At 63.4% G+C, this 21,866-nt stretch carries 21 protein-coding genes; 7 read left to right on the forward strand and 14 right to left on the reverse strand.

Annotated elements, in window-relative coordinates; genetic code table 11:
- The first annotated feature begins 103 nt into the window (after positions 1 to 103).
- From rpsO to EN845_RS25865, 3 genes are all read left to right on the forward strand, one after another.
- Entirely contained in the window at positions 104 to 445 is a 342-nt protein-coding gene (gene rpsO, locus EN845_RS25855; RefSeq protein WP_281040214.1) for a 30S ribosomal protein S15, read from the forward strand.
- 279 nt (positions 446 to 724) lie between these two features.
- Complete coding sequence (gene pnp / locus EN845_RS25860) at positions 725 to 2,872, forward strand: polyribonucleotide nucleotidyltransferase (protein WP_127276880.1); 2,148 nt, start codon at positions 725 to 727, stop codon at positions 2,870 to 2,872.
- Positions 2,873 to 2,938: 66 nt separating this feature from the next.
- Entirely contained in the window at positions 2,939 to 3,949 is a 1,011-nt protein-coding gene (locus EN845_RS25865) for a class I SAM-dependent methyltransferase (protein WP_127870744.1), read from the forward strand.
- 23 nt (positions 3,950 to 3,972) lie between these two features.
- On the opposite strand, the gene EN845_RS25870 is transcribed toward EN845_RS25865, so the two are convergent.
- The 4 genes from EN845_RS25870 to fabA all read right to left on the reverse strand — a co-directional run bounded on the left by EN845_RS25870 (position 3,973) and on the right by fabA (position 8,274).
- A complete protein-coding gene (locus tag EN845_RS25870; protein WP_127870745.1) occupies positions 3,973 to 5,514 on the reverse strand; it encodes a bifunctional diguanylate cyclase/phosphodiesterase in 1,542 nt (513 codons plus the stop codon).
- Positions 5,515 to 5,643: 129 nt separating this feature from the next.
- Positions 5,644 to 6,456 carry an enoyl-ACP reductase FabI gene (gene fabI / locus EN845_RS25875; RefSeq protein WP_127870746.1) on the reverse strand — a complete coding sequence of 271 codons (813 nt, stop codon included), beginning with the start codon at positions 6,454 to 6,456 and terminating at the stop codon, positions 5,644 to 5,646.
- A 29-nt stretch (positions 6,457 to 6,485) separates the two neighbouring features.
- Positions 6,486 to 7,706: a beta-ketoacyl-ACP synthase I gene (fabB, locus tag EN845_RS25880; protein ID WP_127870747.1), complete on the reverse strand. Its 1,221-nt coding sequence runs from the start codon at positions 7,704 to 7,706 to the stop codon at positions 6,486 to 6,488.
- A gap of 49 nt (positions 7,707 to 7,755) precedes the next feature.
- Positions 7,756 to 8,274, reverse strand: coding sequence for a 3-hydroxyacyl-[acyl-carrier-protein] dehydratase FabA (fabA, locus tag EN845_RS25885; RefSeq protein WP_127276870.1), 519 nt, complete (start codon positions 8,272 to 8,274; stop codon positions 7,756 to 7,758).
- Positions 8,275 to 8,515: 241 nt separating this feature from the next.
- On the opposite strand from fabA, the gene irrA reads away from it, so the two are divergent.
- Together irrA and EN845_RS25895 are read left to right on the forward strand one after the other, a co-directional pair.
- Complete coding sequence (gene irrA, locus EN845_RS25890; protein WP_027142023.1) at positions 8,516 to 8,947, forward strand: iron response transcriptional regulator IrrA; 432 nt, start codon at positions 8,516 to 8,518, stop codon at positions 8,945 to 8,947.
- Positions 8,948 to 8,975: 28 nt separating this feature from the next.
- Positions 8,976 to 9,356, forward strand: a complete 381-nt coding sequence (locus EN845_RS25895; RefSeq protein WP_127276866.1) for a DUF4260 domain-containing protein — start codon at positions 8,976 to 8,978, stop codon at positions 9,354 to 9,356.
- Here EN845_RS25895 and EN845_RS25900 read toward each other — a convergent pair.
- A complete protein-coding gene (locus EN845_RS25900) occupies positions 9,346 to 9,906 on the reverse strand; it encodes an SH3 domain-containing protein (RefSeq protein ID WP_127276864.1) in 561 nt (186 codons plus the stop codon). The genes EN845_RS25895 and EN845_RS25900 overlap by 11 nt on opposite strands.
- A gap of 149 nt (positions 9,907 to 10,055) precedes the next feature.
- Here EN845_RS25900 and EN845_RS25905 point away from each other — a divergent pair, with 149 nt between their 5' ends.
- Positions 10,056 to 11,057, forward strand: a complete 1,002-nt coding sequence (locus EN845_RS25905; protein WP_127276862.1) for a D-glycerate dehydrogenase — start codon at positions 10,056 to 10,058, stop codon at positions 11,055 to 11,057.
- Positions 11,058 to 11,099: 42 nt separating this feature from the next.
- Here EN845_RS25905 and EN845_RS25910 read toward each other — a convergent pair whose 3' ends face one another.
- The 9 genes from EN845_RS25910 to EN845_RS25950 form a co-directional block, all read right to left on the reverse strand.
- Positions 11,100 to 11,585: a GNAT family N-acetyltransferase gene (locus EN845_RS25910; protein WP_167531464.1), complete on the reverse strand. Its 486-nt coding sequence runs from the start codon at positions 11,583 to 11,585 to the stop codon at positions 11,100 to 11,102.
- 2 nt (positions 11,586 to 11,587) lie between these two features.
- Positions 11,588 to 12,340 (reverse strand): molybdopterin-synthase adenylyltransferase MoeB, encoded by a 753-nt coding sequence (locus EN845_RS25915; RefSeq protein WP_127870749.1) that lies wholly within the window; start codon positions 12,338 to 12,340, stop codon positions 11,588 to 11,590.
- Positions 12,341 to 12,371: 31 nt separating this feature from the next.
- A complete protein-coding gene (gene recF / locus EN845_RS25920; RefSeq protein ID WP_127276858.1) occupies positions 12,372 to 13,511 on the reverse strand; it encodes a DNA replication/repair protein RecF in 1,140 nt (379 codons plus the stop codon).
- Between the two features lie 74 nt (positions 13,512 to 13,585).
- Positions 13,586 to 14,704, reverse strand: coding sequence for a DNA polymerase III subunit beta (dnaN, locus tag EN845_RS25925; protein ID WP_127276856.1), 1,119 nt, complete (start codon positions 14,702 to 14,704; stop codon positions 13,586 to 13,588).
- A gap of 200 nt (positions 14,705 to 14,904) precedes the next feature.
- Positions 14,905 to 16,449, reverse strand: a complete 1,545-nt coding sequence (gene dnaA / locus EN845_RS25930) for a chromosomal replication initiator protein DnaA (protein WP_127870750.1) — start codon at positions 16,447 to 16,449, stop codon at positions 14,905 to 14,907.
- Between the two features lie 856 nt (positions 16,450 to 17,305).
- A complete protein-coding gene (gene rpsT / locus EN845_RS25935; RefSeq protein WP_027026587.1) occupies positions 17,306 to 17,572 on the reverse strand; it encodes a 30S ribosomal protein S20 in 267 nt (88 codons plus the stop codon).
- Positions 17,573 to 17,752: 180 nt separating this feature from the next.
- Complete coding sequence (locus tag EN845_RS25940; protein ID WP_127279777.1) at positions 17,753 to 18,526, reverse strand: enoyl-CoA hydratase; 774 nt, start codon at positions 18,524 to 18,526, stop codon at positions 17,753 to 17,755.
- A gap of 33 nt (positions 18,527 to 18,559) precedes the next feature.
- On the reverse strand, positions 18,560 to 19,450 hold the full coding sequence (gene mutM, locus EN845_RS25945) for a bifunctional DNA-formamidopyrimidine glycosylase/DNA-(apurinic or apyrimidinic site) lyase (RefSeq protein WP_127279776.1): 891 nt from the start codon (positions 19,448 to 19,450) through the stop codon (positions 18,560 to 18,562).
- Entirely contained in the window at positions 19,443 to 20,684 is a 1,242-nt protein-coding gene (locus EN845_RS25950; protein WP_127279775.1) for a phosphopentomutase, read from the reverse strand. The genes mutM and EN845_RS25950 overlap by 8 nt, the downstream gene beginning before the upstream one ends.
- Before the next feature lie 257 nt (positions 20,685 to 20,941).
- Between EN845_RS25950 and EN845_RS25955 the strand changes: the two genes are divergently transcribed.
- Positions 20,942 to 21,865, forward strand: coding sequence for a phosphate/phosphite/phosphonate ABC transporter substrate-binding protein (locus EN845_RS25955; protein ID WP_127870751.1), 924 nt, complete (start codon positions 20,942 to 20,944; stop codon positions 21,863 to 21,865).
- Position 21,866: the final 1 nt, after the last annotated feature.

A 21,866-nucleotide genomic window follows, 5' to 3' on the forward strand; every position in this document is an offset into this window, starting at 1 on the left:
TTTCATGCCGCAAAAGCCGCGACAAAGCCGGCTTGTGAATTGGGCTGGTGTTTTTCGGGGAATTGCACTATATGCGCCGCAGCATAGCGCCTTGACGCTTTGCATGCACGGCCCCTGCTGGACGACATCCCGGCTGTGGGCGACCCGTTTCCTCAAACAGATAAGGAAAAACACGATGTCGATTACTGCCGAGCGCAAACAGGAATTGATGGGTGAATTCGCAACCGCCAAGGGCGATACCGGGTCTCCGGAAGTCCAGGTGGCCATCCTTTCCGAGCGCATCAAGAACCTGACCGACCATTTTAAGGACCACAAGAAGGATAACCATTCCCGCCGTGGTCTGCTCGCTCTCGTGTCCCAGCGCCGCAGCCTGCTTGATTATCTCAAGCGCAAGGACGACGCGCGCTATCAGACACTGATCGAGAAGCTCGGTCTGCGCCGTTGACGAATTGACCGGCGGACTTTCTTCGGAAAGTCCGCCGGTCACGCATTCTGCCAGCCGTGTCGGCTGGCCAGACCCGGTTTCGAGCGTGCAGAGGGCCACTCGAAACCGCCCATGGACGGTCATGGGGCAGGATTGCAGGACGCTCGTGCGCGCTCGTCGCGCCTAAATCATCCGAGCTTCCCGTTGTCTTGCCCGTGGCTGCCCGAGAAAGGAAGCCAGGGAAAGGGCATCCGCGCACCGTGAAACGGCGCGCCCCTTTCCGCTTATTAAGGACAAGACATGTTCAATCACCACAAAGTGGAAATCGAATGGGGCGGCCGTCCGCTCATCCTGGAAACCGGCAAGATCGCGCGCCAGGCCGATGGCGCTGTGCTCGCCACTTATGGCGAGACCAAGGTGCTGGCCACCGTCGTTTCGATGAAGGAGCCGAAGCCCGGCCTCGATTTCTTTCCGCTGACCGTCAACTACCAGGAAAAGACCTATGCCGCCGGCAAGATCCCGGGCGGCTATTTCAAGCGTGAAGGCCGTCCGAGCGAAAAGGAAACGCTGGTTTCCCGCCTCATCGACCGCCCGATCCGCCCGCTCTTCGCCGACGGCTACAAGAACGACACGCAGATCGTCGTCACCGTCGTGCAGCACGATCTCGAAAATGATCCGGACATCCTGTCGATCGTCGCCACCTCGGCGGCCCTGACGCTCTCCGGCGTTCCGTTCATGGGCCCGGTCGGCGGCGCCCGCGTCGGTTACATCAACGGCGAATATGTGCTGAACCCGCATGTCGATGAGATGCAGGAATCCAAGCTCGACCTCGTTGTCGCCGGCACCGCCGACGCCGTGCTGATGGTCGAGTCGGAAGCCAAGGAACTTGGCGAAGAGCTGATGCTCGGCGCCGTCATGTTTGGCCACAAGGGTTTCCAGCCGGTCATCGACGCCATCATCAAGCTGGCCGAAGTTGCAGCCAAGGAACCGCGCGACTTCACCGCGCCGGATTATTCCGCGCTTGAGGCCGAGATGCTGAAGATCGTCGGCGACGAGCTCAGCAATGCCTACAAGAACGTCGACAAGCAGAAGCGTTACGCCGCGGTCGACGCCGTCAAGGCGAAGGTCAAGGCCGCGTTTGCCCCCGCTGAAGGCGAGGACGCAAAGTACACCTCCGAACAGATCGGCTCGGTGTTCAAGGAGCTCCAGGCCAAGGTCGTGCGCTGGAACATTCTCGACACCGGCTCGCGCATCGATGGCCGCGACCTCAAGACGGTTCGCAAGATCGTTTCCGAAGTCGGCGTCCTGCCGCGCACCCATGGTTCGGCGCTGTTCACCCGCGGCGAGACCCAGGCGCTGGTCGTCGCCACGCTCGGCACCGGCGAGGACGAGCAGTATGTCGATTCCCTGACCGGCATGTACAAGGAGAAGTTCCTCCTTCACTACAACTTCCCTCCCTATTCCGTCGGTGAGACCGGCCGCATGGGTTCGCCGGGCCGCCGCGAAATCGGCCACGGCAAGCTCGCCTGGCGCGCCATCCGTCCGATGCTGCCCTCCGCTGACCAGTTCCCCTACACGCTGCGCGTCGTCTCGGAGATCACCGAGTCCAACGGTTCGTCGTCGATGGCCACCGTCTGCGGTACCTCGCTGGCGCTGATGGATGCCGGCGTGCCGCTGGCCAAGCCGGTTGCCGGCATCGCCATGGGCCTGATCAAGGAAGGCGAGCGCTTCGCCGTGCTCTCCGATATCCTTGGCGACGAAGATCATCTCGGCGACATGGACTTCAAGGTCGCCGGCACCGAAGGCGGCATCACCTCGCTGCAGATGGACATCAAGATCGATGGCATCACCGAGGAGATCATGAAGATCGCCCTTGGCCAGGCCAAGGACGGCCGCCTGCACATCCTCGGCGAAATGGCCCATGCCCTGACCGGCGCCCGTCCCGAACTCGGCGAGTTCGCACCGCGCATCGAGGTCATGCACATCCCGACCGACAAGATCCGCGACGTCATCGGTTCGGGCGGCAAGGTCATCCGCGAGATCGTCGAGAAGACCGGCGCCAAGATCAACATCGAGGACGACGGCACGGTCAAGATCGCTTCCTCGAACGCCAAGGAGATCGAGGCGGCCAAGAAGTGGATCCACACCATCGTCGCCGAGCCGGAAGTCGGCGAAATCTACGAAGGCACGGTCGTCAAGACCGCCGACTTCGGCGCCTTCGTCAACTTCTTCGGTCCGCGTGACGGCCTCGTCCACATCTCGCAGCTCGCCAACGACCGGGTCGCCAAGACCTCGGACGTCGTCAAGGAAGGCGACAAGGTCTGGGTGAAGCTGATGGGCTTCGACGAGCGCGGCAAGGTTCGCCTGTCGATGAAGGTCGTCGACCAGGCCACCGGCAAGGAAATCGCCCGCGACAAGAAGACCGAAGGCGAAGAAAACGCCGCCTGATCGGTCCGACGGAAAAAGGAGGCGGGCGCGGCTTAGGTCGCGCCCGTTTTTTTATGGAGCACGGCTATGTCCGCTGAAGCGCTGAAGACGCTTTTTTACCCGTTCGAGGCCGAGGCTCTTTCCTTGCCGCGGCAGGGCCAGCGCGTTCTCTTCCTTGGCGCCGAACCCGGCCTGCGCCTGCCGCCGGCTTTCGAGGCTACGCTCAATCTCGTACAGGGCTTCCGGCCGTATTTCCGTGCGTTGCAGGCGGCCGGCTTCACGGTCACGCCGCAATCGGCCGGTGACGGTTTTGATGCCGCGTTGGTGCTCGCCGGCCGCCATCGCGGCCAGAACGAATTGCGCATCGCCGAGGCTATGGAGCGCGTGGCAGAGGGCGGATTGATCGTCATTGCCGGTGGCAAGGAGGATGGCATTGCCAGCCTGCGCAAGCGTGTTGGCGATCTTGCGCCGCTCGATGGCCACATGCCGAAATATCACGGCATTGCCTTCTGGCTGCGCCGCCCGGCTGACATGCAGGCCGCCGCCGTACTTCGCACCGCCAATCCCGCCTTGCTGGTTGGGGACCGGTTCCACACCGCGCCCGGCATGTTCTCCTTCGATCGCGTCGATGCCGGCTCGAAACTGCTGGTCGACAACCTGCCCGGCGATCTGCGTGGCAGCGCGGCCGATTTCTGTGCCGGCTGGGGCTATGTGGCGGCGGAGATGGCCGCCCGCTCGCCGGGCTTGTCGGCGCTCGATCTATACGAGGCCGATTTCGACGCGCTGGAGGCGGCCAGGGGCAATCTCGGTAACACAATGGCACAGGGCTTCTTCTGGACGGACCTGCTCGCCGAGCCTGTGGAGCGCCGCTACGACGTCATCGCCATGAACCCGCCCTTCCATCGCAGCCGTGCGGCGGAGCCTGAGATTGGTGCCGGCATGATCCGCGCGGCAGCCAAGGCCCTGAAGCCCGGCGGACGCCTGTTCATGGTCGCCAACCGGCAGCTTCCTTACGAAGCCGTCCTGTCAGCGGCCTTCGCCAGCCACGCAGAGCTTGCTCGTGACGGCATGTTCAAGGTGTTTTCGGCGCGCCGCTGAGGCAACGGCGGGAGCCATGGCGCTCAATGGAGGTTGGCGACTCGCCTGGTATCTTCGGCCGCATGGCCACCGATACTGGCCGTGAGCGGTGCTGGCCGGCCGAAGAGGTAGCCCTGCACCACCTCACAGCCGGCGGCCCTGAGCAGCGTCGCCTGGCTTTCGGTCTCGACGCCTTCGGCGATGATGCTGACGCCGAGCGCCCGCGACAGCCCGACGATGGTCGACACGACGGCGCCGGAGCTGGCGTCGGTATCGATGCGGCTGATGAAGGAACGATCGATCTTCAGCTTGCCGAACGAGAAGTCGATCAGATAGCTGAGGTTGGAATAACCGGTGCCGAAATCATCGACGGCGACCGAGATGCCCATCTCGGCAAGCTCTTTCAGGATGGCGGCCGCGCGGTCGCGGTCCTGCATCATCGCCGTCTCGGTGACTTCCAGCTCCAGCCGTGACGGCTTGATGCCCGTGGTCCGCATCGTGTCGCGTACAAGGCCGACAAAGTCCTTGGTCATGAACTGGACCGGCGAGATGTTGACGGCGACGAAACAGTCGTCCGGCAGATGGCGGGCATCGCTGCAGGCCTTGCGCAGCACCCATTCGCCGATCGGGTTGATCATGCCGGTCTCCTCGGCGATCTGGATGAACTCCATCGGCGGGATCATGCCGCGTTCGGGATGCTGCCAGCGGATCAACGCCTCGTAGCCGACGATGCGGCCGGTCGGGAGGTCGAGCTGCGGCTGGTAGTGCAGGTCGAAATCACCGCGTTCAAAGGCGCTGTGCAGCTCGGATTCGACCCACTGGCGATGGTCGGCCACGCGTCCCATCTCGCTGTCGAAGACCGACCAGTTGCCAACTCCGCTCGCACGCGCATTCTGCAGCGCCAGGTTGGAGCGCCGCAGGATGAGGACCGGATCGACACCGTCCTTGGGCATCGCCACGATGCCGACCGACAGGCTCACCGATTGCTGGTGGCTGCTGAGTTCATACGGCTCCATCATTTCGTCGATGAGCCTCTCGACCATGCTTTCCAGGGTTCCCTGGATCAGATGGTCCGGGAGCAGCACCGCGAACTCGCCGGCCCCGATGCGTCCGATCGGCGCGCGCGCGGGCACGCAGCTGTGCAGCCGCTTGGTGAAGGCGCGGATCAGTTCGTCGCCCTGGGTGTAGCCGATCGCGTCGTTGATCTGCTTGAACCGGTCGATGTCGATGTCGATCAGGAACACCGGTTCCCCGGTACGGCTTGTCGCGCATGCCGCCTCGGCGATCTTGCCGACCATGGCCGGCCGCGCCAGCAGTCCGGTCAGCTTGTCGAAATGGGTTTCGTTGAAGACGAAATCCGCCGATTCATCGATGCCTGCGAAGAAGGACATTGCCGCCACCGATGCCGCAAGCGCGCAAAGCGCGGCCATGATCGCGACCATCATGTCAGCTGATATGCCGGCAAACCCCTCGCCGAGACCGTGCTTCAGGCCCCAGATGCCGAGGACGAAACTGCCAATGCCCGAACTTGCTATCGTGAGCAGTCGGAACACTGGCGTTCGCTTCGGGTTGCTGACGGCAGGCATGAAAAGGTCCCCAGGTCGGAGACCCTATAGCGGAAACCCTCTTAAAATGAGTTTCCGCGAATGCATTCAATTTTACTGGAGAGGATTATTTTCTTGGCTGGGAAAGGACCTGCTTGACGGGACCGCTCTTCAGTCACCGCCGCCATCCGTCTGCTTCAATTCATCGAGCGTCGGCATCGAGACGATATGGTAGCCGGAATCGACATAGTGGATTTCGCCGGTGACACCGGAAGCGAGGTCGGACATGAGATAGAGCGCGGAGCCGCCAACCTCGTCGATCGTCACGGTCCGGCGCAACGGCGAATTGCGCTGCTGGTAGGAGAACATGTGGCGGGCGTCCGAAATGCCGGCGCCGGCCAGTGTGCGCACCGGACCGGCCGAGATGCCGTTGACGCGGATGCCGCGTGGACCGTAGTCATTGGCGAGGTAGCGCACGCTGGCCTCGAGCCCGGCCTTGGCGACGCCCATGACATTATAGTTCGGCATGACGCGGACCGAGCCGGCATAGGTCAGCGTGACCATCGAGCCGCCGGCAGTCATCAGCGGCGCTGCATTGCGCGCCACCTCGGTGAAGGAATAGCAGGAGATCACCATGGTGCGGACGAAATTGTCCCGGCTGGTGTCGGCATAGAGGCCCTTCAACTCGTTCTTGTCGGAAAAGCCGATGGCATGGACGACGAAGTCCAACCCGCCCCATTCCTTGCCAAGCGTCTCGAACGTGGCGGCGACCGAAGCGCTGTCCTCGACGTCGCAGGGAACGACCAGCGAAGCGCCGAGCTTGTCGGCGAGCGGCTTGACCCGGCGGCCGAAAGCGTCGCCCTGGTAGGTGAAGGCGAGTTCCGCCCCATGTTCGGATAATTTCCGGGCTATGCCCCAGGCGATCGAATGATCGTTGGCGACACCCATGACAAGCCCGCGCTTGCCCTTCATCAATCCGTCCATGGCCGGCAATCCTTATGTAAAACTTGGCCCTATGCGGAATAGCGCTGGAAAACGAGCGTTGCGTTGGTGCCGCCGAAACCGAAGGAATTCGACAGAACGGTGTCGATCGCGGCGTTGTCGATGCGCTTGCGCACGATCGGCATGCCCTCGAATTCCGGATCGAGCGTCTCGATATGGGCGCTTTCTCCGATGAAGCCGCCTTGCATCATCAGGATCGAATAGATGGATTCCTGCACACCGGCCGCGCCCAGGGAATGGCCGGTCAGCGATTTCGTCGACGTGATGAACGGCATCTTCTCGCCGAACACTTCACGGATCGCGCCCATTTCCTTGGAATCACCGACCGGGGTCGAGGTGCCGTGGGTGTTGATGTAGTCGACCGGCGTGGAGACCGTCGCCAGCGCCTGGCGCATGCAGCGAACCGCGCCTTCGCCCGAGGGCGCCACCATGTCGTAGCCGTCCGACGTCGCGCCATAGCCGACGATCTCGGCGTAGATCTTGGCGCCGCGCGCCTTGGCGTGTTCCAGCTCTTCCAGCACCAGCACGCCGGCGCCGCCGGCGATGACGAAGCCGTCGCGATTGGCGTCATAGGCGCGCGATGCGGTGGAGGCCCTGTCGTTGAACTTCGACGACATGGCGCCCATGGCGTCGAACAGGTCCGACATCGTCCAGTCGAGATCCTCGTGGCCGCCGGCAAAGACCATGTCCTGCTTGCCCCACTGGATCAATTCGTAACCATTGCCGATGCAATGCGCCGAGGTCGAGCAGGCCGACGAGATCGAATAGTTGACGCCATGGATCTTGAACCAGGTGGCCAGCGTCGCCGACGCGGTCGACGACATCGCCTTCGGCACCGCGAAGGGACCGATGCGCTTGGGGCTGCCGTTCTTGAGCGTGGTCTCGGCGGCCTCGACGATGGTGCGGGTGGAAGGACCGCCCGAACCCATGACGATGCCGGTGCGCTCGTTGGTGATGTCGCTCTCGCCGAGGCCTGCATCTGCGATCGCCTGGTCCATGGCAACGTGATTCCAGGCCGCGCCCTGGCTCAGGAAGCGCATCGCGCGGCGGTCGATCATGGCGGAAGGGTCGAGCGTCGGCGCGCCCCAGACCTGGCAGCGGAAGCCATGCTCCGCGAAGGAATCGGAAAAGCTGATGCCGGATCTGGCGTCATGCAGCGAGGTCTGCACCTCATTGGCATTGTTGCCGATCGACGACACGATGCCGAGGCCTGTGACTACGACACGTCTCATTCGCAACTCCTTCCAGGGATGCTGGCCAGTGTGCGGGCCAGGGCTGCGGTCAAGCGACCGCCGACTGCTTTGACAGACCGACCTTCAGGTCCGTCGCCGCGTATATGGGCTCACCATCCGCCTTCATCCAGCCATCAGCGATGCCGAGCACCAGCCGGCCGCGCATTACACGCTTGAAATCCACGCCATACTCCACCTTCTTGACCGATGGCGTGACCATGCCCTTGAACTTGACCTCTCCGGTCGACAGCGCCATTCCCTTGCCGGGTTCGCCGAGCCAGCCGAGATAGAAGCCTGTCAATTGCCACAGGGCGTCCAGGCCGAGGCAGCCAGGCATGATCGGATTGCCGATGAAATGGCAGGCAAAGAACCACAGGTCGGGCTTGATATCGAATTCGGCGCGGATGAAACCCTTGTCGAAGGCGCCGCCGGTCTCGCTGACTTCGGTGATACGGTCGAACATCAGCATCGGCGGGTAGGGCAGCTGGGCATTGCCCTCTCCGAACAGCTCGCCGCGGGCGCAGGCCAGCAATTCTTCGTAGTCGTAGCTGGATTTCGAACCCGCCATCAATTTCTCCCCATATCGTCCGGGCGGTAGCGCGCCCTTGTCGTTGGTGTCCTAACACAATCTGTTTCAGGCCGGAAACCGGCGTTTGCGCTTAACCCGCCAGTCTGCCCGGGTCAATGCGCGCTATTGATCGCATTCGGGCGACAGAATATATGTCAACCGGGGTCCGGGTTCGGCATATATTCATTTTTTTGCCACTCTGGGCGTGTCTTGAAGCGGGACTGTGAGCTTGGAAGACCAGATGGACCGGGGCTGCCGGAAGGAAAATGTCGCTGTGGACAAGCGGGTACGTGAAGCCGGCCTGAGGCCGACGCGTCAGCGCATTGCGCTGGCCGACCTGCTTTTCGCCAAGGGCGACCGCCATTTGTCGGCTGAGGAACTGCACGAGGAGGCGCAGGCCGCCGGCGTGCCGGTGTCGCTGGCCACCGTCTACAACGCGCTTCACCAGTTTACCCAGGCGGGGCTGCTGCGTATCCTCGCCGTCGAAGGTTCCAAGACCTATTTCGACACCAATACCTCCGATCACCACCATTTCTATATCGAAGGCGAAAACAGGATTTTCGACATCGCCAACGGCCCGGTCACGGTCACCAACCTGCCGGACCCGCCCGAGGGCATGGAAATCGCCAATGTCGATATCGTGGTGAGGCTGCGTCCCAAGCGTCCGGAATGACCGGCGAAGCCGGAACAATCGGTGTGGGATGAAACCCTTGGATTGGATAGTGCGGCTCGAATGGGCCGTCGTGGCGGTTGCCGCAATCGTCTTCTATGGCGCGACGGGCGTTTCCTGGTGGCTTTTCGCGTTGCTCATCCTGGCGCCGGACCTGTCGATGCTGGGTTATCTCGGTGGACCTCGCATCGGCGCCCTTGCCTACAACGCCTTGCACATTCTGATCGTACCGGTGCTTCTGCTGCTTGCCGGGCATCTCGCCGGCAGTGCGGTCGGCAGCGCCATCGCACTGATCTGGATCGCTCATATCGCAATCGACCGTGCACTGGGTTACGGCTTGAAGCTGTCAACGGGGTTTCAGGACACCCATCTTGGCCCTATCGGGCGCAAACGCGAGACGTTCAGTCCTTGACCCGCTCGCCCGGATAGGCGCCCCAGACGACCGACTGGGCAAGCCAGCCGGTGTGGCCGTCGAGCGTCATTTCGCACCATTGGCCGTCGCAGGACTTGATCGTGCCCATAACGCCCGGTTCGACGATCGCCACCACCCTGGCATCCTTGTCGGGACCTTTCAGAAGATTGACCTGGCCGCCCTTGCCGCGCTGCCAGGGCGCGATGATCGCCGTGCGCCGGCCCGACAGCAGCGACTGGTTGATCCATCCTTCCGAGCCATCGGCGTCGCGCACGCGCCGCCACGTATCGAACTCCTGGATGATCTCCATCGGCAGGCCAGCCTTCATATACATCCAGTCGACCGAATAGTTGGCGCCGGGGCCGACGCGCGAGTTGACGCGGCCGGATTTCAGGCTGACGAATCGCGGCAGCGGCAGCCCGCTCGGTCCGAGCGTGATGGCGCTCTGGGCAGGGGCGGCCGCGCTCTGCGCGCCGGCAAGCGGAGAATAGAGGAGAGCGCCGAGAAATGCTGCGCTGAGGGCCAGGCGAAGCGACGCGAAACCAGACACTTTCGTTCCTTTCGGCGCCGGCCCGACGGCTGCGGCACCCCTTTTTCTTTGTCTTCGGCGGCACCGCTTGTTACATGGGTAAAATCGGCTACCGCGACCAGCTTTCAGTTTCGCCGGTCTTGGTTAAAGAGGTCTCAACGAGGGAAACAATGCCAGGCAAAAAGAAGCCTCTCGTGGTCATCACGCGAAAGCTGCCCGACCCGGTCGAGACCCGCATGCGCGAGCTGTTCGACGCAAGGCTGAATGTCGAGGACCGGCCGATGACGCAGCCGGAACTGGTCGCCGCGGTCAAGGAAGCCGACGTGCTGGTGCCGACCGTGACCGACCACATCGATGCCGCATTGATCGCCCAGGCCGGCGACAACCTCAAGCTGATCGCCAATTTCGGCAACGGCGTCGACAAGATCGACGTGGCGGCGGCGGCCAAGAAAGGCATCACCGTCACCAACACGCCCAACGTGCTCACCGAAGATACCGCCGACATGACCATGGCATTGATGCTGGCTGTGCCGCGCCGGCTGGCGGAAGGCGCCAACGTGCTCACGGGCGACAAGAAATGGGCCGGCTGGTCGCCGACCTGGATGCTTGGCCGGCGCATCTGGGGCAAGCGGCTCGGCATTGTCGGCATGGGCCGCATCGGCACCGCCGTTGCCAGGCGGGCCAAGGCTTTCGGCCTGTCCATCCACTATCACAACCGGCATCGCGTGCTGCCGGCGGTCGAGGATGGGTTGGAGGCGACCTATTGGGAGAGTCTTGACCAGATGCTGGCCCGCATGGACATCATCTCGGTCAATTGTCCGTCGACGCCGGCGACCTTCCATCTTCTGTCGGCACGGCGGCTGGCGTTGCTGCAGCCCACCGCTTATATCGTCAACACCGCCCGCGGCGACATCATCGACGAAGAAGCGCTGGTCAAGCTCATCCAGGACGGCAAGATCGCCGGCGCCGGCCTCGACGTCTACGAGCACGAGCCGGCCCTTAACGCCAAGCTCTTGAAACTCGCCGCCAGGAACAAGGTCGTGCTTCTGCCGCATATGGGCTCGGCCACGCTCGAGGGCCGCATCGACATGGGCGAGAAGGTCATCATCAATATCCGCGCCTTCGTCGACGGCCATCGTCCGCCGGACCGCGTGCTGCCGCTCAGGACCTGAAACTGTCCAGGCGCAGGCTCGCCGTTCAATGTAACGCGACGCTTACGAGATCGTTTTGCGCATGGTGATGGAGGTCGGCCTGTCATAGCCGTCATGCGCCGTCCGCCCGGTTTCGCGAAAGCCGAGCCGGGCGAAGGCGGCATGATTGGTGGTGAGCTCGATCCTCGTCTCGAGCTCGATGGCGGCCTTGCCGCGGCTGCGGGCCAGATCTTCGGCCGCTTGCATCAGCCGTCGGCCAATGCCGTGCCCCTGGCGGTCCGGGGCGACGGCGAGCTTGCCGACATAAAGACCGTCAGCTCTTTCAAGAGCAAAAACGCAGCCCACGATCCTGTCGCCGTCGAGTGCCAGGAAGCCGGTCTCCCGCAGCGCCTTGGCGCGCAGCGCATCGGCTGTGAGCAGGTGAGCCGACGACGGCGGGTCGATGATGCCGTCCATAAAGGCGAAGGCACGCATGATGAGGGCAAGCACATCACCCCAGCGGCCGAAATCGGCTGGGATCCGCGTGATCGAAACATGGGAATGTTCCAAGATCAGCGTCTCTTGTAGCGGATCGTCTCGAAGCGCGCGGCCAGCGCATCATAGAGCAGCAGCCGGCCGATCAGCGGCTCGCCTATGCCGGTGATCAGCTTGATCGCCTCCATCGCCTGCAGCGTGCCGACGACCCCGGTCAGCGCTCCGAGCACCCCCGCCTCGGCGCAGGACGGCACAAGCCCCGGCGGCGGGGCCTCGGGAAACAGATCCCGATAGCTCGGGTTTGGCTTGCCGTCACTGCCGTTTTCGAAAGGCTTCAGCACGGTCACCGAGCCATCGAAGCGTCCAACGGCTGCATGCACCAGCGGCTTCTCTTGGCTGGCGCAGGCATCGGCCACCACATAACGCGTCTCGAAATTGTCGGACCCATCGACGACGACATCGTACCTGGCGACGAGGGCGGGGGCGTTCTCGGCGGTCAGCCGGAATGTGTGCGTTTCGACTGATATGTTGGGATTGATACGAGCGATCGCCGCCTCGGCGCTTTGGGTCTTCAGCATGCCGATCGTATCGGTGCCATGGATGACCTGGCGCTGCAGGTTGGAGAGAGAAACGGCGTCGTCGTCGACCACGCCGAGCGTACCGACGCCGGCCGCTGCGAGATATTCAAGCACCGGCGCACCGAGCCCGCCGGCGCCGATCACCAGGACCCGCGCCTGCTTGAGCTTCTGCTGGCCCGCGCCGCCGACCTCGGGCAGCACGATGTGGCGGGCATAGCGTTCGATCTCGTCGGCGGTGAGCGCTGTGGTCATATCGGGACCATATAGTGGTCGAAAAAGCTTGTCAGGGGTCTTCGGTTGGCCCAACCGTACCATGGTCGACAGTCAGGAACTGCGCTCGGCCATGCAGGCTGGAAAACAACGCCGCATCGGTTCCCGTCATGAAAGCCTGGCAGTTCAGTTCCTCCAGGATCGCGAACAGTGCCGCGCGCCGTCCGCCGTCGAGATGCGCCGCGATCTCGTCGAGCAGCAGGATCGGCGTCAGCCCGGACATTTCCCCGGTCAGCCGGGCATGCGACAGCACGATGCCGATCAGCAGTGCCTTCTGTTCGCCGGTCGAGCAGAGTTCGGCCGGCATCGCCTTGGGCCGGTGCCGGACCATGAGGTCTGAGCGGTGCGGGCCTTCGAGGGTGCGTCCGGCGGCGCGGTCACGGTCTCGGCCATCGGCAAGCGCCCGCCGGAACCGCTCCTCGACGTCGACCGCCGGTGCGCCGGCAATCTCGGCCTCCAGGTCACCTGAAAGGCCGATATCGGCCTGCGGAAACGGTCCGGTGTCGGGCAGCCTGCCGATCATGGCGGCCAGCAGCCGCACCATTTCGGCGCGCGCCGCGGCGATCGCCACGCCGGTCTCTGCCATCTGCGTCTCTATCGCCTCGAACCAGCCGACATCCCGCGAGCCTTCCGTCAGCAAACGGTTACGGCCCCGCATCGCCTTCTCGTAGTCGAGCGCTCGCTGGCCATGTCCGGGATCGATCGCCAGCACCAGCCGGTCGAGAAAGCGCCGGCGATCCGCGGCAGGTCCGGTGAACAACGAATCCATCGCCGGCGTCAGCCACACGACCCGCAGCCATTCCAGCATGCCCTCGGCCCGCGCGGCGGCTCCGTTTATACGCACCCGCCTGCCGCTTTCCGCCGTGTCGCCCCCGGAGATGCCCGTGCCGATCTCGACCTCGCCGTCAGGCCCGTCGAGCCGGGCATGCAGGGCAAAGCCGCCATCGCCACCCTCACGTGCCACATCCCCGTAAGGTGCGCGGCGCAAGCCGCGCCCGGGCGTCAGAAAGGAGATCGCTTCGAGGAGATTGGTCTTGCCGGCACCATTGTCGCCCGAAAAGACCACGGCGCCCGGCGCAACATCTATCGCCAGGGTCGCGTAGTTACGAAAATTGGTAAGCGTAAGCTTACTTATATGGGTTTGTGCCGGCAACCGCTATCCGCCCGTGGAAGTCACCGCAACCAACGCCCGCCGCCGGCCGTATTCGCCAGGCGCCGCCGCGCCGGCTATACCCGCATCGGCATCAGCACGTAAAGCGCGGTCTCGTCGGCCATGTCGTGGATCAGCGTCGGTGAACCGGCATCGGCCAGCATGAATTTGGCTTCCGTGCCGGTCAGCTGCGCGGCGACATCGAGCAGATATTTGGCATTGAAGCCGATCTCGATCGGGTCGGCCGAATAGTCTGCCGCCAGTTCTTCCGTTGCGCTGCCCGAATCCGGATTGTTGACGGCAAGCGTCACCTGGCCTTCGCTGATCGAGAGCTTCACCGCGCGGCCGCGTTCGGAGGAGATGGTCGAGACGCGGTCGACCGCGGCGGCGAAGCTCTGGCGGTCGAGGATCAGCTTCTTGTCGTTGCCGGTCGGGATGACCCGCTGATAGTCGGGGAAGGTGCCGTCGATCAGCTTCGAGGTCAGCACGACGCTGCCGATGGTGAAGCGGATCTTGGTGTCGGACAATTCGGTGGTCACGGCGACATCCGGATCGTCGACCAGCTTTTGCAGTTCACTTACCGTCTTGCGCGGAATGATGATGCCCGGCATGCCCTCGGAGCCAGCCGGTGCGTCGATCTCGGCGCGCGCCAGGCGGTGGCCGTCGGTCGCCACCGAGCGCAGCTTCAGCTTGCCGCCGACTTCATGCGTGTGCAGGTAGATGCCGTTGAGATAGTAGCGCGTCTCCTCGGTGGAGATGGCGAACTGCGTCTTCTCGATCAGGCCCTTCAGCGCCACCGAGTCGAGGCGGAAGATGTGCGAGAAGGATCCGGCCGAAAGCTCGGGAAAGTCGGATTGCGGCAGGCACTGCAGGCGGAAGCTGGAGCGGCCCGACGTCACCGTCATGGCGTTGCCGTCCTCATCCGTCTTCAGCATCACCTCGGCGCCGTCGGAAAGCTTGCGCACGATGTCATAGAGCAGGTGCGCGGGGACCGTCGTCGCGCCGCCGCGCTCGACCTTGGCGGGCGTCGCTTCCGTCACCTCCAGGTCGAGGTCGGTGGCCTTCATTTCGAGGCTGGCGCCTTCGGCGCTGAGCAGCACGTTGGACAGGATCGGTATGGTGTTGCGCCGTTCGACCACGCGGTGCACGTGGTTGAGCGACTTCAGGAGATTTGACCGTTCCAGGATAACACGCATGACGAAACAGGCTCGCTTGAATGAATGAACGGGTCTCCGGCTACCGGCGCCCCGCGAAAGCTCTGAACAGGCTTCAGAATCTACGCAAACTGACAGGAAAAAACCAGTGAACGCAAGCCCGCGCCACCGGTTCGGGCCGGTTACGCGGGCTTTCTGGGGATAAAGCTGGCCAACCCCACGAGCGGGCGGTTTTCGGCCGCTCAGGCCTGGTCGTTGATCAGCCTTCTCAGCAATTCCAGTTCCTGCGCCAGCGTGTTGTCATTGCCGGAAAGATCCTCGATCTTGCGCACGGCGTGCAGCACCGTCGTGTGGTCGCGGCCGCCGAAGCGCCGTCCGATTTCCGGCAGCGAGCGCGGCGTCATCACCTTCGACAGATACATCGCGACCTGCCGCGGCTTGACGATGGTGCGTGTGCGCCGGTTGGACAAAAGTTCCGTCTTCGAGACGTTGTAGTGGCGCGCCACGATGCGCTGAATATCCTCGATGCGGACCCGCTTCGGCTCGCCGGTGCGATAGATGTGGCCGAGAATCTCGTCGATGCGGTCGATTGTGATCTGCGGTTCGAACGACTGGCGAAACAGGAGCTGGTTGAAGGCGCCTTCCAGTTCGCGTCCGCTACCAGTCACGGTGCGGGCAACGTGGTTGAGGATCTCTTCGGAAATGTCGAGCGATGCATCGTCGATCCTGGCTGTGGCCAGGCGCAGTTTGAGCATGCCGAGCCGCATGGCGAAGTCGGGTGCCGACATTTCGAGCGCAACGCCGCCATTGAGGCGCGAACGGACCCGCGGTTCGAGCGATTCCAGCTCCGACGGTGGCCGGTCGGCGGCGACGACGACCTGCTTGGCGCTGTCGAGCAACATGTTGATCAGATGGCAGAATTCATGCTGGATCGACTTGCCCTGCAGGAACTGCATGTCGTCGATGATCAAGAGGTCGATGTCGCGCAACTGCTCCTTGAGCGTCAATGCGTTGTTGTCGCGGATCGCGGTGGCGAAGCGCCACATGAAATACTCGGCGGTGAGATAGACGACGCGGGACTTCGGGTTCTGCTTCAGCGATTCCGCGGCAATGGCCTGCAAGAGGTGCGTCTTGCCGAGCCCGACGGTGGCATGCAGGAAAAGCGGATTGAAGCGCACCGCGCTCGACTGCGATTCCGCCACGGCCTTGGCGGCGGCGAAGGCCACGCGGTTCGAGGGGCCTTCGATGAAGGAGCCGAACGTGTAGCGCGGGTCAAGCGGCGATCCCAGCACGTTGTGGCGGAACTCGCTCTCGACCGGCACACCCGGACGCGGCATGGGAGACCGTTCCACCCTGCCTGGGCTGACCGTGCCGGCGGCCAGCGCCGTCTGCGTCTGCCGTGTCATCTTGCGCGCCGGCGCCAATTCCGGTTCAGGCTGGCTGCGTCCCTGACGGGTCGCGGTGCGCACGACGATCTCGATCTTGAGAAGCTCGGGATCCTCCTGCTTCCACAGCTCGGAAATGAGATCGTGATAGTGGCCGTTGATCCACGAGCGCAGGAACGCGGTGGGCACGGAGATGCGGACAATGCCCTTGGAAGCTTCCGCGACCTTCATGCGGCCGAACCAGCTGGAATAGACTTCGGTTCCCAGGCGCGCCTTCAACTGGGCCTTGACCCGGTCGAATTTCTGTTCCGCGTCGCTGGAGACCGCCATCTCGTTTGCTCCGATCAAAGTTCCAGGAAATGGGAGGTCGCCCGTAAGCTCCCTTTCGATGCCGCTCTGCATGATCGAGTTCCTTGCCTTTCTGTACCTGTTTTTTCGCCGGGGATGCGCCTCCTGCATCCTTTTTCCAGCGACCGTGTCTTCGCTACGATGCCCGTTGCCGCCGCTGGCAATGAACGTCGCCCACTATCCAAGGGAACCGGTGCCGGCCCATGGAAGCCAGTCCGCGTTGGGTATGTCAGGGCAATACGAAACCGTCCGGCGAAAGAGCGCCGGCGCGCCGTCCTACCTGCCATGTCTAGTTACGCCAGTCCCCTACCGTATCGAAAAAGAGCAAACCATACCCGTCCACGGACTTGATCCGCGTCGCAAATCCCGCCAATTTTAGCTGGCCGCGTCAGGCTGGGTTAAGGGCAAGAGGCCCGTCCCTTTCGATAGATCGACATTACCGAAATCGCTGTGGATAGGGCAAGGCCACGTCTAACGGATTTTTAAGGAATCTGGTTACCTCGGGCGGGTTCGAGCGCCATGCCGCAGTGGCATATTTTGACAAAGCCATTGTGATTCAAACCCTTTTCCGACGAATATGAAAAAGCCGGGCCGGCGCGAAATTTTCTGAAATAATTCTCTTGACAGCCAGTTGTCCTCCCGTCGCTTCGGCGCGTTGTGGACAAGCTGTGGATGACTGTCGCTAACCAATTGAAAAATATTGGGTATTTCTGTGAGGCGGGATTTTTCTAGGCGCCGCTTTTCAAGCGTGCCGATCATCAGCGGGCATGCATGTGCCGGCAAAGCATTTCGAACTCTGGAATCTGCATTTGCAGCTGTTTGCGGCTATTCTTTTTAAGTACTTGCCGGCAAACGAAAAAACCCGGCGCGATCGGCCGGGTTCGAAGAAGATCGTCCTGGGAAGGCGATGTCAGGCCGACAGCACCTTGAGGCGCTGGGCCAGGCGCGACACCTTGCGGGATGCCGTGTTCTTGTGGATCACGCCCTTGGTCGCGGCGCGCATCAATTCCGGCTCGGCAGCCTTGAAGGCGGCCTGTGCGGCGGCCTTGTCGCCGGAGGCGAGTGCCTCCTCGACCTGGCGGACGTAGGTGCGGACGCGCGAGCGGCGGTTCTTGTTGATCGCTGCGCGGCGGGCGATCTTGCGCGTTGCCTTTTTGGCCGAGGATGTGTTGGCCATGATGCCTCTCTTCTGATCTGGTCGGCGCACGCGGCGTGCCGCAGGGCGCAAAAAACAAACGGGCAGCCACGGGGCCGCCTCGGTTGGTGCGGCTTATAGTTCAGCTTTTCCGGCGCGTCAACGCCGCCTGGCGTTCTTTTTGGCCAAGGCCACGGGTTTCGGGCGCCGGCCTGCAACGCCCTACCGGTTGGTGAAATTCGGCTTCCGTTTTTCGGCGAACGCCGCCATGCCTTCCTTCTGGTCTTCGAGCGAGAAAAGCGAATGGAACAGGCGGCGTTCGAAGCGCAATCCCTCGGCAAGCGTCGTCTCATAGGTCCGGTTGACCGCTTCCTTGGCCATCATCACCGACGGCAGCGAGAAATCGGCGATTTTGGCCGCCGCCTTGACGGCCTCTTCGACCAGCTCGCCGGCCGGAACGACCCGCGACACGAGGCCCGAACGTTCGGCCTCGGCGGCGTCCATCATCCGTCCGGTCAGGCACATGTCCATCGCCTTCGATTTGCCGACGAACCGGGTCAGGCGTTGCGACCCGCCCATGCCGGGAATGACACCGAGCGTGATCTCGGGCTGGCCGAATTTGGCCGTGTCGGCGGCAATGATGAAATCGCACATCATGGCGAGTTCGCACCCGCCACCGAGCGCATAACCGGCCACCGCCGCAATGATCGGCTTTCGCGCCCGCGTCAGTTCCTCCCAGCCGACGAAGAAATCCTGCACATAGGCATCGACGAACGCGATCTCCTGCATTTCCTTGATGTCGGCACCCGCCGCGAAGGCTTTGTCGGAGCCGGTGATGACCATTGCGCCAATGCCCGTGTCGCCGCCGAAATCCTTCGCCGCCGCCACCACCTCGGCCATGACCCGCGAATTGAGGGCGTTGAGCGCCTTTGGCCGGTTCAGCGTGATCAGCCCGACCTTGCCGCGCCTCTCGGTGATGATTGTCTCATAGGCCATTGGCTGCTTCTCCTTCCTCGACACCGGTCTAGCTCACGTCTGACACGCCCGGCAATAGAAGGTCGAACGTCCGCTCTGCACGATGCGCTCGACATGGCCGCCGCAGCCGGGCTTCGGGCAAGGCTCACCTTCGCGGTCGTAGACGGCGAAGGAATGCTGGAAATAACCCAGCGATCCGTCGGTGTGCATATAGTCGCGCAGTGAAGATCCTCCCGCCGCGATGGCATCCGATATGACCGAGCGGATCGCCTCGGCGAGGCGATCGCTTTGTTCCCTGGCCTTCTTGCCTGGCCTGGCAATGGTGCCTGCCTCGCGCAGCGGTGACAGGCCGGCACGCCAGAGCGCCTCCGAGACATATATATTGCCTAAGCCGGCGATCAGCCTCTGGTCGAGAAGCGCTGCCTTGAGCGGCGATCTGCGGCCTTTCAGCAACGAGGCAAGCAGAACGCCGTCCAGCGCATTGCCGGTGGGTTCGACGCCCAGTCCGGCGAGCATCGGATGCGTCTCCGGCGGCTCTTCCGTAAACAGCATGAAGCCGAAGCGGCGCGGATCGTTGAAGATCACACGTGACCGCCCGCCGGCCGCCGAAACGACATGGAACACGACATGATCGTGCGCCGCGCTCTTCGAGCGCTCATGGTGGAACACGCCCGGCGTCTCGTCGTCGTCGCCGGTCTCGATGCGAAAGGAGCCGGACATGCCGAGATGGCAGATCAGCACCGGACCGCCCTGCATATGCATGGTCAGGTATTTGGCGCGCCGGCCGAGCGCCGTGATCGTCCTGCCGGTCAGCCGCTCCGAAAACCGTTCGGGGAAGGGGAAGCGCAGGTCCGGCCGTCTCATCTCGACCTTGGCCAGATTGGCGCCTTCCAGGACCGGCTGCAGCCCGCGCCGGACGGTCTCGACTTCAGGCAATTCAGGCATGGCCGCCAATCATCGCATGGAAGGATGTGCCGTTGCGGCCGCGCGCCAGCGCGAGGTGTTCGGCAACGGTCTCGCCGATATCGGCGAATGTCGCCCTCAGCCCTATGTCGCCGCCTTTGAGACCAGGTCCAGTGCCGATGACCGGGATCCGTTCACGCGTATGATCGGTGCCGCGCCAGGTCGGGTCGTTGCCGTGATCGGCGGTCAGGATGAGAAGGTCGCCCTGCTTCAGCTTGGCGAACGCCTCCGGAAGCCTCCGGTCGAAGGCCTCGAGGGCGGCCGCATAACCGGCGACATCGCGGCGATGGCCGAATTCTGTATCGAAATCGACGAAATTGGCGAAGACGAGGTCGCCGTCGGTCGCCTCGTCCATCGCGACCAGCGCCTGGTCGAACATGGCCATGTTGCCTGCGGCCTTGCGGACTTGCGAAATCCCGCGATGGGCGAAGATGTCGCCGATCTTGCCGACGGCGATGACGCGGCTGCCGCGCGCCGTCAGCCGGTCGAGCAATGTCGGCTCGGGCGGCGGCACGGCGTAGTCGCGGCGATTGTAGGTCCGCTCGAAGGTGGCAGATGTCTCGCCGACGAACGGACGCGCGATCACCCGTCCGATCCTCAGCGGGTCGACCAGCCGGCGCACCACCTGGCAGAATTCATAGAGCCGCTCGAGGCCGAAATGGGCCTCATGCGCGGCGATCTGCAGGACGGAATCAACCGATGTGTAGCAAATCGGCTTGCCGGTGCGGATGTGCTCCTCGCCGAACCGCTCAATGATCTCGGTACCTGGCGCATGGCAATTGCCGAGGATGCCGGGCACCTTTCCTTCGCGGATCATCGCCTCGGTCAGGTCGGCCGGAAAGGCGGGAACCGTGTCCGGGAAATAACCCCAGTCGAAGCGCACCGGCAGGCCCGCGATCTCCCAGTGGCCGGAAGGCGTGTCCTTGCCACTCGAAATCTCTTGCGCCGCGCCATGGAAGGCATTGGCGAGCAGGTTCGTCCCGAAATGCGTAAAACCCAGTCCTGTCGCCGTCTCGGCCGCCTTGCCAAGTCCCAGCGATGCCATATGGGGGACGAACAGTGGTCCCTGGCGAAGCCCTTCGCGATCCGCGCGGCCTTCCGCGCAAGCTTCAGCGATGTGCGCCAGCGTGTTGGCGCCGGCGTCGCCATAGCTTTCGGCGTCGGCCGCGCCGCCGATGCCGAAGGAATCCAGGACAAAGAGGAAAGCACGCGCCATCGGGTCATTTGTTGCCAGTGTGGACGCCCAGACATAGGGTTCCACGGCGACGTTGGCAATTCGGAAACCAAACCGCAACGGCTTGGCGCGATACTCAAATCCATGTCGCCCAAAAGTGCGCAGCGGTTTTGCGACAACGACATGGACAAGCTAAGGGATCCATGCGCGGTTTGGACAATGAGATACAGGCACAAGATCAAGTGCCGCGACGAGTTGGGCATGTCCATGGACGGAACAAAGGGCAAGGCGGTCCTGTCATGAAGGCTGCGCTCAAGGCTTGGACTGCCCTCATGGCTGTGAACGGCGCATTCTGGTGCGGACCGGCCTGGGCGGACTGGCGCGATGATATCGGCACATTTCGCATCGGCGTCGTGGCCGAGCCCGGCGCCGGCAACGCCGTTCCGGGGCTGGCGGTGTTGACGCAAGCCTTTACCGATGCGCTCGGCATGAAGGTCGAATTCGTCGTTGCCCGCGATTACGCGGCACTGATCGAGGGACAGGCCAATGCACGGATCGAATACGCCATCTATTCGGCGACCGCCTATGCCACGGCGCTGCAACGCTGCGGATGCATCGAGCCGCTCGTGGCGCCGGTCGATTCCGACGGTGCGGCCGGCATCCGCTCGGTATTGCTGACCCGGGATGGCAGACTGCGCGGCCTGGCCGATATGGAGACCCACCGGATCGCCGTGCCGCCGCCGGACAGCGTCGGCGGTTCGCTTTTGCCCTTGGCGGGGTTAGCCGCCGAACACGTCGAAATCGCCGAGGATGCACCGTTTCTCGTCCATGCCGCCTCGGCGTCGGCGGCCGAAACCATGCTTGTCGAAGGCGCGGCCGACGCCATGTTCGGCTGGGTGAAGGCGGCGGCCGACGGCCAGCCGCGACTGGCCGGGGGCACGCAGGCAAGGCTCGACGCATCAGGCCTTTCGGCGTCGGCCACTCAGGTGGTGTGGACGTCGGGTCTGCTGCGATACGGCCCCCATGCGGTACGCAGCGATCTCGATCCGGAAGCCAAGCGCCGGCTGACCGTATTCCTCACCAATCTCAAATCGACGACGCCGGATGTCTACGACCTTCTGGAAGCGAGGCATGCCGGCGGCTTCATGCCCGTGGTTCCCAAGGACTATGCTGCGGCGGAGGCCATCGTGCGGATGGTGTCGGTCGATGGTGGGCGGCAATGAG

This window comes from Mesorhizobium sp. M8A.F.Ca.ET.202.01.1.1, from assembly GCF_004791595.1.
Lineage (GTDB): Bacteria > Pseudomonadota > Alphaproteobacteria > Rhizobiales > Rhizobiaceae > Mesorhizobium.

Excerpts from the sequence above, each read along its gene's own strand:
- rpsO (WP_281040214.1), top strand. The coding sequence starts at position 104 with ATGCACGGCCCCTGCTGGACGACATCCCGGCTGTGGGCGACCCGTTTC.
- pnp (WP_127276880.1), top strand. The coding sequence starts at position 725 with ATGTTCAATCACCACAAAGTGGAAATCGAATGGGGCGGCCGTCCGCTC.
- EN845_RS25865 (WP_127870744.1), top strand. The coding sequence starts at position 2,939 with ATGTCCGCTGAAGCGCTGAAGACGCTTTTTTACCCGTTCGAGGCCGAG.
- EN845_RS25870 (WP_127870745.1), bottom strand. The coding sequence starts at position 5,514 with ATGCCTGCCGTCAGCAACCCGAAGCGAACGCCAGTGTTCCGACTGCTC.
- fabI (WP_127870746.1), bottom strand. The coding sequence starts at position 6,456 with ATGGACGGATTGATGAAGGGCAAGCGCGGGCTTGTCATGGGTGTCGCC.
- fabB (WP_127870747.1), bottom strand. The coding sequence starts at position 7,706 with ATGAGACGTGTCGTAGTCACAGGCCTCGGCATCGTGTCGTCGATCGGC.
- fabA (WP_127276870.1), bottom strand. The coding sequence starts at position 8,274 with ATGGCGGGTTCGAAATCCAGCTACGACTACGAAGAATTGCTGGCCTGC.
- irrA (WP_027142023.1), top strand. The coding sequence starts at position 8,516 with ATGGACCGGGGCTGCCGGAAGGAAAATGTCGCTGTGGACAAGCGGGTA.
- EN845_RS25895 (WP_127276866.1), top strand. The coding sequence starts at position 8,976 with ATGAAACCCTTGGATTGGATAGTGCGGCTCGAATGGGCCGTCGTGGCG.
- EN845_RS25905 (WP_127276862.1), top strand. The coding sequence starts at position 10,056 with ATGCCAGGCAAAAAGAAGCCTCTCGTGGTCATCACGCGAAAGCTGCCC.
- EN845_RS25915 (WP_127870749.1), bottom strand. The coding sequence starts at position 12,340 with ATGACCACAGCGCTCACCGCCGACGAGATCGAACGCTATGCCCGCCAC.
- dnaN (WP_127276856.1), bottom strand. The coding sequence starts at position 14,704 with ATGCGTGTTATCCTGGAACGGTCAAATCTCCTGAAGTCGCTCAACCAC.
- dnaA (WP_127870750.1), bottom strand. The coding sequence starts at position 16,449 with ATGCAGAGCGGCATCGAAAGGGAGCTTACGGGCGACCTCCCATTTCCT.
- rpsT (WP_027026587.1), bottom strand. The coding sequence starts at position 17,572 with ATGGCCAACACATCCTCGGCCAAAAAGGCAACGCGCAAGATCGCCCGC.
- EN845_RS25940 (WP_127279777.1), bottom strand. The coding sequence starts at position 18,526 with ATGGCCTATGAGACAATCATCACCGAGAGGCGCGGCAAGGTCGGGCTG.
- mutM (WP_127279776.1), bottom strand. The coding sequence starts at position 19,450 with ATGCCTGAATTGCCTGAAGTCGAGACCGTCCGGCGCGGGCTGCAGCCG.
- EN845_RS25950 (WP_127279775.1), bottom strand. The coding sequence starts at position 20,684 with ATGGCGCGTGCTTTCCTCTTTGTCCTGGATTCCTTCGGCATCGGCGGC.
- EN845_RS25955 (WP_127870751.1), top strand. The coding sequence starts at position 20,942 with ATGAAGGCTGCGCTCAAGGCTTGGACTGCCCTCATGGCTGTGAACGGC.